Origin of the sequence: Micromonospora sp. NPDC050686 (assembly GCF_040654475.1) — a bacterium.
In the GTDB taxonomy this organism is placed as follows: domain Bacteria; phylum Actinomycetota; class Actinomycetes; order Mycobacteriales; family Micromonosporaceae; genus Micromonospora.
The window spans coordinates 98,147-110,396 of sequence record NZ_JBFAID010000008.1; the positions used below are offsets into that span (position 1 = coordinate 98,147).

The window sequence follows — 12,250 nt, forward strand, 5'->3', positions numbered from 1 at the left end:
ACCGCCTAGCGGCGGAAGCCGGAACGCTTAACGGCATCAACGAAGACGAACCAGGTGGCGGGGTCGAAGGTGAGAATCGGCCCGCTCGGTTCCTTGCTGTCGCGCAGCCCGACCTTGCCCGCCAGGTTGTCCGCGACCTCGACGCAGTTACCGGAGCCGTTGCTGCGGGTGCTCTTGCGCCAGGTCACCGGGGCCTGCTTGACCCCTTCCACCCGCGCCGTCCTCTCATAGCTCGTCGATCGCCCCTGGATCAGGTCGCGCGATTCCCGGGCGCTGGCCGCCGTGGCGACCAGGTGCTCGAAGACGCGGCTGTACTCCCTGACCTGTTGGCCTTCGAGATAGAGGCTACCCGCGCGGGTTTCGACGTAGACGACCCCCGGATCGGCCGGCTCGGGGAAGGTCAGCACGCTGAAGGCGCTGCCCATCGAGCCGTATTCGCCGGCGCCGAAGGTCAGGATCTGGATGGTGCGGCCGGGCCGGTCGCCCTGCTCGGCCAGCCGCCGCAACTGAGCCTGGAACGCCTCGGCACCGCCGACCGGCCGCCGCAGGGCCGCCTCGTCCAGCACCACCCAGAGCTTCGGCGGAGTCTCGGTGTTCTGCCGGCGCATCCGCAGTTCCACCCGCCGGTCGACCTCGTCGCCGGGGGCGTCCGGATGCTCGGCCCGGATGACCGCGCGGGCATAGTCGGCTGTCTGGAGCAGACCCGGGATTAGTTGCGGCTGGAAGGTGCGGATCTCCGCCGCCTCGGCCTCCAGTCCGACGTAGACCTCGAACCAGTCCGGCAAGACGTCGTCGTACGCCTGCCACCAGCCGCGCTTGCGGGCATCGCGGGCGACCTGGACGAGCGCCCGGGCGGCACCACCGTGTCGGCCGAGGACGAGCAGCACGTGCGCCACTGGGTCTTCTGCGACCGGCTCCTGCCCGGTGGCCGGCGCTGCCTGCTCCGGCCTGACCACGACGGCGAGTGCTCCAGACGGTTCCGGCTGCGGTGAGCATGTTCGGAGCCGGGTCCGCGGGGTTCCTCCTGTGAGGGAGGAAGCCGCTCTCATGGGGGAGGCGCGGTCCCGGGCAGGAGGCGGAGGCTGGGGACATGATCAAGAAGCGCTTGACGGTCGGTGCCGGATGGTCGATGGCCGCCATCGGCGTCCTGCACACCGCGGTCTTTCTGCCCCACCCCTACTGGGGCGAGTGGCTCACCGGGGGGCTGCGCTCGGGCGAGGGCGGTGACGAGTCCCTCTCCGTGTTCTGGGCGCTGCCCGGGGGATTCGTCGTCCCCCTGGTCCTGTTCGGCCTCCTGGTGGCGCGGCTCGGGCGGCGCGGCGAGCGGGTGCCCGCCTACGTCGGCTGGGGACTGGGCGGCTGGGTGGCCGGGTGCGTACTGCTCGTCGGTCCCAGCGGCTTCCTGCTGGGCTTCGTTCCGGCCGGACTGCTCATCGCCGAAGATTTGCTGGCGCGCCGCAGGGGTGCGGGTGCCGGGCCGGGCGTGACGGAGCCGGTGAAGCTCATCCCAAGTCAGGTCGGCGCGCCCGGACTCACCTGCCGCCGCGCCGGCTCTCGGTCACCCAGCCCGGCGCCTCGCTGACCACTGTCGGCGAGTACATGTTCGCCGCCTCCACCGCCCACTCCAGCGCGAAGTCCGCCTCCTCCTCCCACCCGGGCTCGCCGCCGACGAAGTGCGACCGGCCCGGGAACTCGCGGTAGCCGGTGATCGCCGGTGAGCCCCGGTAGAGCCGGGCGTTGGCCGCGACCAGCGCCGGTGGCGTCACATGGTCCTCGCCGCCCGCCAACAGCAGCAGCGGGGCCCGGTCGCCGCGCCTGGTGTCCACCTCGGTGGCCGACTGCGGGTCCAGGTTGGCGAACGCGCCCTCGAACAGCACGTGGCCCGCGCCGGGTACGGCGTACCGCTGCCAGGCGGCGTCGGAGTCCGGCCGGCTCAGCGTGTTGCCGAAGGCGTACGCGAAGTCGTCGGCGGTGAACGGCACGGCGCGGTGCCGGTTCGCCGGGTTGTGCAGGATGGAGAAGCCGGCGCGCAGGGTGCTCAGCGGCAGCTTCAGCACACCCTTGACCGGGCCCGGGTGCACCCCGACGACGGCGGCGCCCAGGCCCCGGTCCAGCAGGAGTTGGGCGATCAGGCCGCCGAACGAGTGGCCCATGACGATCGGCGGGCGGGGCAGCTCCCGGATGATCGCCGCGTAGTGGTCGACGATGTCGGCGATCCGCTGGCCGGCGATCGGCGCGGGGTCGGCTCGCAGCTCCGCCACCTCGCGGTCCATCCCGGGCCAGGCCGGGGTGAGCACCCGGAAACCCCGCGCCGCGTACCGGTCGGCCCAGTGCTCCCAGCTGCGTGAGGTCATCCAGAGCCCGTGGATGAGCACGATCGTGTCGACCCGTCCCGTCGGTGCCGCCATGTCCTGACCTCCCCGAGTGCGCGGACCGCAGGCGCTTACCCGGCCGCGCCGGGCACGCACCCGGCCGGCCTGACAAATGTCACGGTGGCAAGGTGACGCGCGCTCCGGGGGATGAGGCGCCGTACCCCGGAGCATCGTTGGCATGACCGACACCGCACCGGCCGTCGAACTGGCCGGACTCACCAAGACCTTCGGCCCGGTGACCGCCGTCGACGGACTCAGCCTGCGGATCACCCCGGGCGAGGTGGTGGCCTTCCTCGGCCCCAACGGCGCCGGTAAGACCACCACGGTGGACATGCTGCTCGGGCTGGCCCGCCCGGACACCGGCACGGTACGGCTCTTCGGCGGCACGCCGGCCGACGCGGTCCGGCTCGGCCGGGTGGCCGCCGTGATGCAGACCGGCGGGCTGCTCAAGGACCTCACGGTCGCCGAGACGGTACGGATGACCGCGCACTTCTACGGCCACACCCGTCCGGTGACCGAGGTGCTGGCGCGGGCCGGCATCGCCGAGCTGGCCGACCGGCCGGTGGGCAGGTGCTCGGGCGGCCAGCAGCAGCGGCTGCGGTTCGCCCTGGCGCTGTTGCCGGATCCGGACCTGATGGTGCTGGACGAGCCGACCACCGGGATGGACGTCGAGGGCCGGCGGGACTTCTGGCAGGCGATCCGGGCCGACGCCCGCTCCGGCCGGACCGTCCTGTTCGCCACCCACTACCTGGACGAGGCCGACGCGTACGCGGACCGCATCGTGCTGGTCCGGCAGGGCCGGATCGTCGCCGACGGCACCACCGCCGAGATCAAGAACCTGGCCGCCGGCCGGGTCGTGCGGGCCACCCTGCCGGGCGCCGACCAGGCCGCGCTGGCCGCGCTGCCCGGCGTCCGCTCGGTCGAGGTACGCGGCGACGTGATCCTGGTGCACAGCGAGGACTCCGACGTGGTGGCCCGGCACCTGCTGTCCCGGACGGCCGCCCGGGACCTGGAGATCACCTCGCGCAATCTCGAGGACGCCTTCCTCGCCCTGACCGCCACCGCCGCCGCCTGAGACCGGAGTCCGAGATGACCGTCACCGCCTCGCCCACCACCGCCGCCACCCGCCACCGCCGGCCGCCCGCCCTGGGCGGGTTCTCCACCGCCGTACTCGGCATCGAGATCCGCCGGGTGTTGCGCAACCGCCGGACCCTGCTGTTCATCCTGGTCATGCCGGCGGTGTTCTTCCTCCTCTTCGGACTGCCGCAGCGCGGCCAGACCTTGGACAACGGCCTGCCGGTCACCGGCTGGATCATGATCAGCCTCGCCGTGTACGCGGCCATGGTCGCCACCACCAGCGCCGGCGGGGCGGTCGCCACCGAGCGCGCGCTGGGCTGGAGCCGGCAGCTGCGGCTCACCCCGCTGCACCCGGCGGCGTACGTGGCCACGAAGATCGGCACCGCGATGGTGCTCGGCCTGCTCGGCGTGCTGGTCGAGTTCGCCGTCGGCGCCGCCTCCGGGGTGCGGCTGCCGGCGCACGTCTGGCTGGAGTCCGGCCTGACCGCCTGGCTCGGCTCGCTGGTCTTCGCCGCCCTCGGGCTCTTCGTCGGCTACCTCGCCCCGGCCGAGAACGTCATGCAGTTCATGGGTCCGGCGCTGGCCATCCTGGCCATGCTGGGCGGCCTGTTCATCCCGCTGGAGCTGCTGCCCGACGTGATGCGGCAGATCGCCAAGTTCACCCCGGTGTACGGGGTCGGTCAGCTCGCTCGCGCGCCACTGACCGGCGCCGGGGTGGACTGGGCGGCGGTCGGCAACGTGGCCGCCTGGGCCGCCTTCTTCGGCCTCGGCGCGGCCCGGCTGTTCCGCCGCGACACCACCCGCGTCTGACCGGCCGCGGCGGGGACTAGCGTGGTCGGCGTGACGCCGCCGCCCGACCGGGTCCGGCCGGTGAGCCGCCACTGGCGGTTCACCGGCTGGCTGCTGGCGGCGGTCTGGCTCTTCTTCCTCAACATTCCGTTCAGCACCGCCCTGCGCCAGCCCGAGCTGTGGCGGCGGCTGCTGGGGATCGGCTCCGTGATCGCCTTCGGCGCGGCGTACGTGCTGATCTTCGAGTGGTCCCGGGCCCGCCGGCAGCAGCACCGCCCGGTCCCGCCCGGTCAGGCCCGGCTGCTGATCGGGCTGCTGCTCGTGCTCGGGCTCGTCGGCATCCCGGGCACCGGCGGCGACTGGCTGACCACGTTGGTCTTCGTGGCCGCCGCCGCGGTGTTCCTGCTGCCTCCGGTGGAGTCCCTGGTCGTGGTGGTGCTGGCCGCGGCCACCCCGCCGGTGGCGTCGCGCCTGGTGCCCGGCTGGGAGGCGGAGAGCACCGTCGTCTTCGCGGTGCTGCTCGCCTCCTTCGCCATGTTCGGGGTGAGCCGGCTGGCCCAGCGCAACGCCGAACTCCAGGCCGCGCAGGCGGAGATCCGCCGGCTGGCGGTGACCGAGGAACGCGCCCGTACCGCCCGGGACCTGCACGACATCCTCGGGCACTCGCTCACCGTGGTGGCGGTCAAGGCGGAGCTGGCCGGCCGGCTGCTGGAGCTGGACCCGGCCCGGGCGGCCACCGAGATCGCCGACGTGGAGCGGCTGGCCCGGCAGGCGCTGGCGGACGTGCGGGGCACCGTTGGGGCGTACCGCGGGGTGAGCCTGGCCGCGGAGCTGGCCGGCGCCCGCTCGGCGCTGGCCGCCGCGGGCGTCGCGGCGGACCTGCCGGAGACGGTGCCGGCGCTGCCGGCGGAGCGTGACGAACTGTTCGGCTGGACGGTACGCGAGGGGGTGACCAACGTGGTCCGGCACAGTGGCGCGCGGCGGTGCGTGATCCGGGTGGAGCCGGCGGCGGTGGAGATCCGCGACGACGGGCGGGGCCCGGCCGGCGCGCCGGGCGAGGCGGGGCACGGCCTGGCCGGGCTGCGGGAGCGGGCCCGCCGGCTGGACGGCACGGTGACCGTCGGCCGCCGGCCCGACGCCCGGGGCTTCCTGCTCCGGGTGGCCGTGCCGGCCGGAGACCGGTGAGCGGGCGGGAGGACGACCCGATGACCGAGCCGATCCGGCTGCTGCTCGCCGACGACCAGGCGCTGGTGCGGGGGGCGTTGGCCGCGTTGCTGTCGTTGGAGCCGGACCTGGTGGTCGTCGCCGAGGTGGGCCGGGGCGACGAGGTGGTCCCCGAGGCCCACCGCACCCGGCCGGACGTGGCCCTGCTCGACGTGGAGATGCCCGGCCTGGACGGCATCGCCGCCACCCGCGCGGTGCGGGCCGCGGTGCCGGGCTGCCGGGTGCTGGTGGTGACCACCTTCGGTCGCCCCGGGTACCTGCGCCGGGCGATGGAGGCCGGCGCGGGTGGCTTCGTGGTCAAGGACACCCCGGCCCGGCAGCTCGCCGACGCGGTCCGCCGGGTGCACGCCGGGCTGCGGGTGGTCGACCCGGCGTTGGCGGCGGAGACCCTGGCCACCGGGGCGAGCCCGCTGACCGACCGGGAGACCGAGGTGCTGCGGACCGCCCGGGGCGGCGGGACCGTCGCCGAGCTGGCCGCGACGCTGCACCTGTCGGAGGGGACGGTCCGCAACCACCTCTCCGCCGCGATCGGCAAGACCGGCGCCCGCAACCGGGCCGACGCGGTGCGGGTCGCCGAGGAGAACGGCTGGCTGCTCGGCGGGTGAGGCGGTCAGACCGGGCTCGGGGTGGTGCAGGTGTCGAAGGCCGGCATCGCCGGGTAGCTCACCGGCCCGGTGCAGGTCATCCGCTCGACGCGGCCGGTGCCGTAGCGGTCCTGCCGGCCGTCGACGGTCACCTCCACCCGGCCGTCGACGCGCGTCAGGTAGTGGGTGGTCACCGGGTCACCCTCGACCGTCGGCGCGGTCACCGTCATCTCGACGGCCTGCCGGTCGCGCAGCGCGTCGTCGAGGCATCCGGTGGCCTCGGCCGGCAACCGGTCGCTCCTGCCCAGGGTCCACGTGCCGCAGTCCGCCAGGTCCGGTGCCGGGGTGGTGGGGCCGGCCGTGGGACCGGCCGGTGCGGGCGGGGCCGCCGGCCGGGTGGCGGCGCAACCGGCGAGGGCGAGGGGCAGGGTGAGCAGGGCGGTCCGGCGTCTCCACACAAGACTGGGACGCGTCCGGTCCCCGGCCGGTTCCCCGCTCAGGCGGTGGGCGGCGGGGTGCGGAGCCGGTCGACCACCACCAGGCTGGTCCCGGGGATCAGCTGGTCGAGCAGTTGCCGCTGCCCGGTGCGGGTGAGCCGGATGCAGCCGTTGGTGACGTTCTGGCCGAGGGTGTCGTCGTCCCGCCAGCTGTGCAGCCCGATGTGCGCGCCCTTCAACCCGGTGGGCACCGCGTCCGGGTCGTCGGGCACCGCGCCGAGGGCGAAGATGTCCACCCCGCCGTAGACGGCCTCGGGCGGGGGAGTGCGACCCAGGATGAAGGTCCGGCCGAGCGGCGTCTCCTGGCCGGGCAGGCCCAGGCTCACCGGCCAGGACCGGACCGCCCGGCCGGCCCGGTACCAGGTGAGCCGGTGCGGGCGGCGTTCCACCACGATCTGGTCGGGCAGCGGGACGGTGGTCCAGCCGTCGCCGGGCGGCAGCCAGGCGAGCCGGCGGTTGGCGGACGGGAGGAGCACCGCGGTCCAGCCGGACCGCCGGTCGGCGATCGGCATGGTCAGCGGTACACCGCTGATGGTCGGGGCGAGGAAGGCGAGCGGCCGCCCGCCCGGCGCGTCGTAGGCGGCGATGTTGCGGGTCGGGCTGGCTCCCGCGGTGAGCGGCGTGGTGTCGCCCGGGAGTGGATCGGCCGGGAAGCCGGTGGGCGCCGGCTCGTAGTCGACCACCGGGAGGCCGGCCGGCGCGGGCGCCGCGACCGGGACCGTTTCCTCGGCGTCGGGGCCGGGTTGCTCCGGCGTCCGCGGTGCGGCCGGCGCCGGGGCGGGCGGCGCGGGCGCGGACCCGGGGGTGAGCGCCCGGTCCACGAGCAGGACGGTGACGAGCAGCAGGGGTACGCCGAGGGCGGCGAGCAGCCAACCGCGCGTCCAGCGCGAGAACAACCGGTCAAACAGCACAAAGAGACTGTAATGGACGGGTCGCCGGGAGGCGGGAGAGTCCCCACACCGGGGCGCGGTGCGGGGACTCCCGAGGGCCGGCGGGTGGGAACGGCCGCCGGCCCGGTCAGGGCAGCTTGGCGCCGACGTGGATGGCCACCGCGTCGTGCGCGCTGATGTTCGCCGCGAACCAGCCGTTGCCGTCCACGGTGATCACCGGCCCGCTGCACGAGCCATTGCTGAAGTCGCCGTGGACGACGTCGCAGTACCGGCCGGCCGGCAGGCCGGTGTAGTACGAGCGGCCGGTGATCGCGAAGTCCTCGTCGTTGATGCTCAGGTAGCCCTTGCCGGCCCGGCTGAACGCGATGTGCTGCCAGCCGTTGTCGTACCAGTTCGCCACGGCCGAGCCCTCGACGGCGTTGCGGAAGCCGACCATGTTGGCGATGACCCGCCAGCGGTGCTCGCACTGCCAGCCGGAGTTGCAGGTGGTGTTCGTGATCCGGTTGCTGGCGTCCGAGGGCGGCCCCTGGTCCTTGTTGCTGAACGTGAAGCTCGACATCACCGCCGGGGTGCCGTACGGCCAGGCCAGCATGAAGGCGTTGGCCAGCGCGTAGATCCCGCCGTTCTTATAGGTGAGCACCCCGCCGTCGCGCTGGGTGTCGTGGTTGTCCACGAAGGCCACCGCCCCGCCGCTGGGCAGGTAGCCCCAGGACTCGCCGAAGGTGCGCAGGTACGCCAGCCGCTCGTTGGTGAACATCCGGGCCAGGTCCTTGCCGTACCGGAACTCGTGCACGTCGCCGTTGCCGGTGTACTCGGTCGGCTGGATCGGCTCGCCCGCGCCGTGGATGACCTCCTGCACGAGGTACGCCGAGCGGGAGAGCTTGCCCTTGATCGCGGCGATGTCGGCGGCCGGCATGTGCTTGCTGGCGTCCAGCCGGAACCCGTCCACGCCGAGCGAGAGCAGGTCGTTCATGAAGGCGGCGAGCCGCGTCCGGACGTACTCCGACTCGGTCTTGAGGTCGGCGAGGTTGACCAGCTCGCAGTTCTGCACCTCGTACCGGTCGTTGTAGTTGGCGATGTCGTTGCCGCCGTTGCGCCCGCAGTAGTGGAAGTCCTGCGGACCGTAGGTGCCCGGGTAGTCGTAGTGGCCGTAGCCGCTGCCGGCCCAGCCGGTGCCGCCGTTGTCCTGCCCGGACATGTGGTTGACCACGGTGTCGACGAGCACCTTCACGCCGGCGTTGTGGCAGGTGTTCACCATCGACTGGAACTGCGCCCGGGTGCCCTTGCGGGACTCGATCCGGTAGCCGACCGGCTGGTAGGAGACCCACCACGGGGCGGCGTTGACGTGCTCCTGCGGCGGGGAGACCTGGACGTAGCCGTAGCCCTTGGGGCCCAGCACGTTGGTGCACTCGCTGGCCACCGAGGCCCAGTTCCACTCGAAGAGCTGGACGATGACCTTCTTGCTGCCCGGGGTGGCGGCGGCGGCCGGGGGTGCCGCCACGGCGTTCGGGGCGAGCAGGCCGGCGATCGCGGCGAGGGCGACGATCACCGAGCGGCGTCGGCGTCGATGCATCGGTACTCCTGGGGGTGCGGGGGGACGGGGTGGTGGTGCGCGGGGGAGCGCTCCAGTGCGCGGTTCTTGCAACCGGGACTGAAAATTTTCGGCAAGGTTACAAGCCCGTTGCAACGACTGTCAACGAATGGAAATCTGTCGTTGCGTAGGGCGCTACACGCGCGCCGGACCGGGACGGTTCGACGGATCCGCCGAGAAATTGGCCGCCGCGCTGATCCGTTCATCCCCGGCGTGCGTACTGCTGGGCGGAGCAGGGTCGACCGGTGGTGCGTGCGCCGCCGCGAGTGACGATCGAGGAGCAGATGGGCCGGGGACAGCAGAACCAGAAGTCGGCCACCGTCCGGACCAGCAGCAGCAGCCGCGGCGTCCGTACCGTCTCCGCGCGGGCCCTCGCGGCCCTGGCGGCCTCGGTGCTCGCGCTGCTGTGGGCGGGGATCGAGCTCACCGGCGAGGGCGCCGTGATGTACGCGTACGGCTTCTTCTTCACCGAGTTCTTCGCCGGGGTGGTCACCCTGGTCTCGCTGAGCCTCACCGTGATGATGGGCCTGCTCGCCACCGACCGGTTGGTGTTGCTCATCCGGCACCGGGTGCTGCTCCAGTCGGCGCACCGGGCCACCGGCGTCCTCGGCGTCGCCGGCCTGGTGTTCCACGTCATCACCAAGGTCGCCATCGGCCGCGCCGGGGTCACCGACGCCGTGCTGCCGTTCCTCGGCGGGCAGGGCCTCTACGTCGGCCTGGGCACGGTGGCCGCCCTGCTGATGGTGAGCGTGCTCTGGACGGGCCTGATCCGGGCCCGCTTCGCCGGGGCCGGTCCGAAGTGGCTGTGGCGGGCGCTGCACTCCGCGGCGTACGTCTCCTGGCCGTTCGCCCTGGTCCACGGCCTCAACGCCGGCCGCGCCGCGGCGTCCTGGGTGGTGCTCAGCTACCTGGCCTGCGTGCTGCTGGTGGTGCTGGCGCTGCTGGTCCGGGTCTCCGTCCACCTCGGGCGGCGCAGCCGCGAGCAGCACCAGGCCGCCGCGCTGAACAAGGCGATGGCCGCCCGCTCGACGGACGACGGCACGGGCCGTGGCCTGCTGGCCGGGTTCGCCCGCCGCCGGGCCGGCGGCGAGTCGAAGGACGACCGGGGCGGCTGGGCCGAGCCGGCCGCCACCGGCTGGATCGGCCCGGCCGGCCCGTCCCGGCGGCGTGACCCGGAGCGGTTCTCCGTGCCGGTGGTGCCCGAGCCGGGCACCCTGCGCGCGGCCCGCGGTGACACGCCGCGCCGCCGTGGGCGCGACCTGGAACCGGCCGCCCGCCGCACGGCGACCGGGACGGCGCCGGCCTCCGGCGGGCGGCGGTCGCGGTACGTCGAGGAGGACGCGCCGACCTCCGCCGGCCGCCGCGCCGCCCGGGAGGAGGAGGACCTGGTCGCGCGGTACTCGGCACCGCCGCGCCGGGAGGAACCGGAGCTGCCGTGGGACAGCCCGCGCCGCTGGGCGAGCGCCTCGCCGGTGTCGGCCGAGCCGATCTCCGCCGAGCCGGTCTCCGCGGGCCGGCACAGCCGCGAGGAGGACGTGCCGGTGGAGCCGGACTACTGGCGACCGCCGGTCAGCTACGCGCCGGACATCACGCCGGTGGACGACGACACCCCCACCCTGGTGGACCTGGCCTCCCGCCGGAAGCGGCGGGCCGCCGGGGAGTCCCGGTCCAGCCGCCGGCGGCGGGCCAACGCCGACGCGGTCGACGGGGCGTACTGGGCGGGGCTGCGGGGTGAGGCGAAGTGATCCGGACGAAGGTGCCACCGGTGGCCTGCGTCGGCGAGCCGCGGCTCACCGCCGGGTTCGCCGAGTTCGGCCGGCTCGACCTGGCCGCGCACGAGGAGGTGCACGGGCCGATCGGCCCGATGGAACCGGCGAACCTGCTGCGGCTGGCCGAGGGCATCCAGCTCAAGGGCAAGGGCGGGGCCGGTTTCCCGTTCGCCCGCAAGCTGCGGGCCGTGCTGGAGTCCTGCCAGCGGCAGGACGCCCCGGCGGTGGTGGTGGTCAACGCCACCGAGGGCGAGCCGGCCAGCTGGAAGGACAAGGTGCTGCTCACCCGCGCCCCGCACCTCATCCTCGACGGCGCGGCGCTGGCCGCGTACGCGCTGGACGCCGAGGAGATCGTCATCGGGGTGGCCGACGACGACATCGGCCGGCCGTCGCTGACCGAGGCGCTGGGGGAGCGGCGGATGCCGGTGCCGACCAGCATCGTCACCGTGCCGCACCGGTTCATCTCCGGCGAGGGTGGCGCGCTGGTCAACGGCATCAACGGGCTGCCGCACATCCCGCCCGGCACCAAGAAGCGGTCCAGCGACTCCGGGGTCGGCGGGCTCCCCACCCTGCTCTCGAACGCCGAGACGTACGCCCAGGTGGCGGTGGCCGCCCGGCTCGGCCCGTACGAGTACGCGGCGCTCGGCACCGACGACGAGCCGGGCACGGTGCTGTTGACGGTGACCGGCGCCGCCGCCCGCCCGGCCGTGGTGGAGTGCGCCGCCGGCACGCCGCTGCGGGAGATCCTCGAGCTGTGCGAGGTGCCCGACGGGCCGGGCATCCTGATGGGCGGCTACCACGGCAAGTGGATCACCGCCGAGGCCGCGGACCGGGCCGAGGTGTCCCGCAAGGGGCTCACCGCCGTCGGCGGCACCCTCGGCGCGGGCATCATCGTGCCGCTCGGCCGGGACACCTGCCCGCTGGGCGAGGCCGCGCAGGTGGTGCGCTATCTGGCCGGCGAGTCCGCCGGCCAGTGCGGCCCGTGCAAGATGGGCCTGCCGGACCTGGCCCGCGCGGTGGACCTCGCGGTCGCCGGCAGCGCGCCGGTGGAGATCGTCCGCGCGGCCGCGGGCGACGTGAAGGGCCGCGGCGCGTGCAGCCACCCCGACGGTACGGCCCGCTTCGCCCTCTCCGCGATCGAGGTCTTCGCCGAGGACCTGCGGCTGCACACCACCGGCGAGGGGTGCGGCCGGCGGGTCAAGGGGGTGCTGGGGCTGCCCGGCGCCCCCGACACCGATCCGCGCCAGCTCACTCTCGACTGGTCCCGCTGCGACGGGCACGGGCTCTGCGCCCACGTGGTGCCGGACTTCATCCGGCTCGACGGGAACGGGTACCCCGCCTTCCCGCCCACCCCGGTGCCGACCTGGCTGCGGGAGGGGGCGCTGAAGGCGGTCAAGGTCTGCCCTGAACTGGCGCTGCGGCTGTCCAAGGCCGAGTAGCCCATTGAGGAGGAGCGG

Annotated in this window: 13 protein-coding genes and 1 pseudogene; 8 read left to right on the plus strand and 6 right to left on the minus strand. The window is 74.2% G+C overall.

Annotated features, from left to right (window positions below):
* Window positions 1-5 precede the first annotated feature (5 nt).
* The gene (locus AB0H57_RS09525) at window positions 6-212 is read right to left on the minus strand and encodes a DUF397 domain-containing protein (RefSeq protein WP_357504504.1); all 207 of its coding nucleotides are present in this window, start codon (window positions 210-212) and stop codon (window positions 6-8) included.
* Window positions 213-245: 33 nt separating this feature from the next.
* Window positions 246-848, minus strand: a pseudogene (locus AB0H57_RS09530) (DUF5753 domain-containing protein); the annotation flags it as partial.
* Here AB0H57_RS09530 and AB0H57_RS09535 point away from each other — a divergent pair.
* Together AB0H57_RS09535 and AB0H57_RS09540 are read left to right on the plus strand one after the other, a co-directional pair.
* Window positions 801-992: a hypothetical protein gene (locus AB0H57_RS09535; protein ID WP_357504506.1), complete on the plus strand. Its 192-nt coding sequence runs from the start codon at window positions 801-803 to the stop codon at window positions 990-992. The pseudogene AB0H57_RS09530 and the gene AB0H57_RS09535 sit on opposite strands and share 48 nt — an antisense overlap.
* Window positions 993-1,090: 98 nt before the next feature.
* Window positions 1,091-1,582, plus strand: a complete 492-nt coding sequence (locus AB0H57_RS09540; protein WP_357504438.1) for a DUF6463 family protein — start codon at window positions 1,091-1,093, stop codon at window positions 1,580-1,582.
* On the opposite strand, the gene AB0H57_RS09545 is transcribed toward AB0H57_RS09540, so the two are convergent.
* Entirely contained in the window at window positions 1,533-2,408 is an 876-nt protein-coding gene (locus AB0H57_RS09545) for an alpha/beta fold hydrolase (protein ID WP_357504440.1), read from the minus strand. The two genes, AB0H57_RS09540 and AB0H57_RS09545, sit on opposite strands and share 50 nt — an antisense overlap.
* A 142-nt stretch (window positions 2,409-2,550) precedes the next feature.
* Between AB0H57_RS09545 and AB0H57_RS09550 the strand changes: the two genes are divergently transcribed.
* The 4 genes from AB0H57_RS09550 to AB0H57_RS09565 are packed head-to-tail and all read left to right on the plus strand — an operon-like array spanning window position 2,551 to window position 6,067.
* The gene (locus AB0H57_RS09550) at window positions 2,551-3,447 is read left to right on the plus strand and encodes an ABC transporter ATP-binding protein (protein WP_357504442.1); all 897 of its coding nucleotides are present in this window, start codon (window positions 2,551-2,553) and stop codon (window positions 3,445-3,447) included.
* A gap of 14 nt (window positions 3,448-3,461) precedes the next feature.
* Window positions 3,462-4,259: an ABC transporter permease gene (locus AB0H57_RS09555; protein WP_357504444.1), complete on the plus strand. Its 798-nt coding sequence runs from the start codon at window positions 3,462-3,464 to the stop codon at window positions 4,257-4,259.
* 30 nt (window positions 4,260-4,289) lie between these two features.
* The gene (locus tag AB0H57_RS09560; RefSeq protein WP_357504446.1) at window positions 4,290-5,423 is read left to right on the plus strand and encodes a sensor histidine kinase; all 1,134 of its coding nucleotides are present in this window, start codon (window positions 4,290-4,292) and stop codon (window positions 5,421-5,423) included.
* 20 nt (window positions 5,424-5,443) lie between these two features.
* Window positions 5,444-6,067: a response regulator transcription factor gene (locus AB0H57_RS09565; protein ID WP_357504448.1), complete on the plus strand. Its 624-nt coding sequence runs from the start codon at window positions 5,444-5,446 to the stop codon at window positions 6,065-6,067.
* A 5-nt stretch (window positions 6,068-6,072) separates the two neighbouring features.
* Here AB0H57_RS09565 and AB0H57_RS09570 read toward each other — a convergent pair whose 3' ends face one another.
* The 3 genes from AB0H57_RS09570 to AB0H57_RS09580 form a co-directional block, all read right to left on the minus strand.
* Window positions 6,073-6,504 (minus strand): DUF4362 domain-containing protein, encoded by a 432-nt coding sequence (locus AB0H57_RS09570; protein WP_357504450.1) that lies wholly within the window; start codon window positions 6,502-6,504, stop codon window positions 6,073-6,075.
* Window positions 6,505-6,542: 38 nt separating this feature from the next.
* Entirely contained in the window at window positions 6,543-7,454 is a 912-nt protein-coding gene (locus AB0H57_RS09575; RefSeq protein ID WP_357504452.1) for a L,D-transpeptidase, read from the minus strand.
* Between the two features lie 106 nt (window positions 7,455-7,560).
* Entirely contained in the window at window positions 7,561-9,006 is a 1,446-nt protein-coding gene (locus AB0H57_RS09580) for an alpha-amylase family protein (protein ID WP_357504454.1), read from the minus strand.
* Between the two features lie 263 nt (window positions 9,007-9,269).
* On the opposite strand from AB0H57_RS09580, the gene AB0H57_RS09585 reads away from it, so the two are divergent.
* Window positions 9,270-10,769, plus strand: a complete 1,500-nt coding sequence (locus tag AB0H57_RS09585) for a hypothetical protein (protein WP_357504457.1) — start codon at window positions 9,270-9,272, stop codon at window positions 10,767-10,769.
* On the plus strand, window positions 10,766-12,232 hold the full coding sequence (locus AB0H57_RS09590) for an NADH-ubiquinone oxidoreductase-F iron-sulfur binding region domain-containing protein (RefSeq protein WP_357504459.1): 1,467 nt from the start codon (window positions 10,766-10,768) through the stop codon (window positions 12,230-12,232). Before AB0H57_RS09585 ends, AB0H57_RS09590 begins: the two co-directional genes overlap by 4 nt.
* Window positions 12,233-12,250: the final 18 nt, after the last annotated feature.